2 protein-coding genes are annotated in these 2741 nt (G+C 35.9%); one reads left to right on the forward strand and one right to left on the reverse strand.

Features of this window, described 5'->3' with window-relative positions; all coding sequences use genetic code 11:
- Nucleotides 1-708 precede the first annotated feature (708 nt).
- Entirely contained in the window at nucleotides 709-1158 is a 450-nt protein-coding gene (locus ENL20_04355) for a shikimate kinase (protein HHE37786.1), read from the forward strand.
- Between the two features lie 268 nt (nucleotides 1159-1426).
- Here the strand turns inward: ENL20_04355 and ENL20_04360 are convergent, their stop codons facing one another.
- Nucleotides 1427-2536, reverse strand: a complete 1110-nt coding sequence (locus tag ENL20_04360) for a GNAT family N-acetyltransferase (GenBank protein HHE37787.1) — start codon at nucleotides 2534-2536, stop codon at nucleotides 1427-1429.
- Nucleotides 2537-2741: the final 205 nt, after the last annotated feature.

Consider the following 2741-nt stretch of genomic DNA (forward strand, 5'->3'; position numbering starts at 1 on the left):
AGAAAAGCCTGAAGAATCTGTTAAAGCAGAAAAAGATGAAGCAATTGAAGATAAACCTCTGGAAACAAAAGACGATATTAAAGGAACACCTGTTGAAACCGAAAAACCTGCAGATGAGCAGGAAAAAATAGAAACTGAAAAAGAACCGGAAACTACACCGGAAACGATTGAAGAAAAACCGGAAATCGGAGATGAAACTCCTATAGAACCTGAAAAAGAAGAAAAGGAAGAAATTGCTGCTGAAGCTTCGACGGAAATCAAGGAAGAAAAAATAGAAACAAGCGATGAAAAACTTCCTGAAATTGAGAAAGAACCTGAAAAAAAAGAAAAAAAACTTCCCGCAGCATCAAAAGAATCTACAGAATCTGAACCTGTAAAAACTGAAGAAAAAAACGAAGAGGAAGAAAAAATTGAATAATTCGTAATTTAGTATATTGCAAAGGCGACTTGATGGTCGCCTTTTTTATTAAGCGTAGTTCGGAACTTGTTCCGAGAGAAACTCATCCTGCTGTCTTTCTCTAATCTCATGAATGAGTTTATTGAAGAAATCGTGAAAGAAAACTCAAAGAGAAGGAACATAAGACAAGCAAGAAGAAAAAATAGAATCAAAAGCTCCGTCCTTCAGGGTGGGAAGTCAGTATGAAAAATAACCTCATAAGCTTTCCCGCGCAGGAATGTGGAAACGAGTAATAACAGAACTTTGGAAAAATGAGAATAATTATGATGATATTCCTGATAGGATTTATGGGATCTGGGAAAACATGGTTCGGAAAGAAATTTGCTTCAACCAAGAACCTGCCATTCTATGACCTTGATGATGAGATCGAGAAAAAACTCGGGATGAATATTCACCAAATATTCCAAAAATATGGGAAAACATATTTCCGCAAGATCGAATCCGAAATCCTGCTCGCTTGGGATAAAGAGGGAATTATTGCTACAGGTGGCGGGATCGTGGAAACTGAAGAGAACCGCAAATTCCTGCAGCAAAAGGAAATCAAAACTATCTGGCTGAATCCATCCTGGAAAACTATATTTGAAAGGATCAAATCTTCTGACCGACCACTAGTTCGCCAACTCTCCAAGCAAGAATTATTTGAGCTTTGGCAAAAGAGAGAACTACTTTATCGGGAATGTGCTGATGTTGTAAAGGTCTGATTTTATGTTATTTTCGTTCCTATTCAAAAGTAGGAATCTAAATCAATAAAAAACAGAGACACTGAATATTTTCAGTGTCCCTGCTCTGTTCCTCCTGCCTTTGACACCTGTTTAACATCTAATATGCATGAACAGGGCTTTTCAATTTTCATAATTGCGAGAATTGTCCCTACGGTTCACAACTATTTACTTTTTGGTTGAGTTTTCTGTTTTTTCTTTTATAAATAACAATTTCTTCCTATAATCCAGTAATGTCTGCTATTTTTTCCTATAAAACATACTCATACCCAACACAGATTCTTGGTCTAATAGTTTCATCATCTTCGATAATATTAAAGTTCCTTTTCACTTTGTTAAAATCCTTGAGATCACACGAACCTCGCATATTCCAGCAATTAAATCCATCTTTTAATAATTCATCGAAAACCTTTTTTCCCGCGTTTATGCTGAATTGCCAATGTCTTCCAATTTCTTTCATACCCATTCTTTCATAATATTTCTGTGCTTTTTCTTCCTGCGAATACCAGATGCTTTTATTGATCTTAAATTTTTCTTTCATGATTGCATGCGCTTTTTCAATCAACCTCTTTCCAATTTCATTTCCCCTAAAATCCCGGTGAACGCCAAACTCCCAGACAAATCCGGCAGGATTAATTTCCGCAATAATATCACTATTGATCTCGACCACAATAAAACCGACGATCTTACCATCGATCAAAGCAACAAGATCGACAACAGCTTTTTTATAAACCGGTTTTTTATGCAAAACTGTCCACCAGGCAGCAGAATCAATCATTACTGACGAATGCACATTAAGCCATTGCAATTCCATAAAAGGAAAATATTCCTGAATTTGGATCTTATGTTTTTTCTTTTTCTCAATGGAAAAATATGCAACTTCACTATCATAATAATATGCTATCTTTTCATACTCTAATCCAGATTTTTCCAGAACTCTGACCGATGCTTTGTTTCGTGGATCAACAACAGCTGCGATCCTTTTCAAATGCAAATTTTGAAATCCGTATTCGACAAGAGCCTTTGCACCTTCCGAAGCATAACCTTTTCTCCAAAATTCCCGGATCAATCGATAACCAACTTCGATCTCATCTGTTTTATCAAGCGGTTTCAGGCAGAACCAACCAATGAAATTTTTATTTTCTTTATAAATCGCTGCCCACAATCCGAAATCTTTATTCTTCTGATTATAAGCAATAATGCCTTCCAGGTCGTCCTTGATCTCTTTGAAAGTTCGAATTTTTCTTTTGCTGATATATCTCATCACTTCCGGATCGCTGTCGAGTTTAGCATAATCGTTCAGATCTTCAGGTACAAATTCTCTTAAGATCAGTCTTTTAGTTTTGAGAATAATTTTCAATTGTTACCTCTTCGTTGTTTTTTCAGGTAATTCCAGAATCATAACTTTAACACTGTCATAATAACTTTCATAGTTCACTGTAACTGTTGCCAAACCAGATTCTTCACTATCATAAAGAGTCGATTTTGCGATCCCGAATTCATCTGTAATATAATAAGGCAGCACTTCTCCGATATCCGTTTCAAAGTAAATATATTTTCCTGCT

Source organism: Candidatus Cloacimonadota bacterium (assembly GCA_011372345.1).
GTDB lineage: Bacteria > Cloacimonadota > Cloacimonadia > Cloacimonadales > TCS61 > DRTC01.

Coding starts and splice junctions, on each gene's coding strand:
- ENL20_04355 (HHE37786.1), top strand. CDS start 709: ATGAGAATAATTATGATGATATTCCTGATAGGATTTATGGGATCTGGG.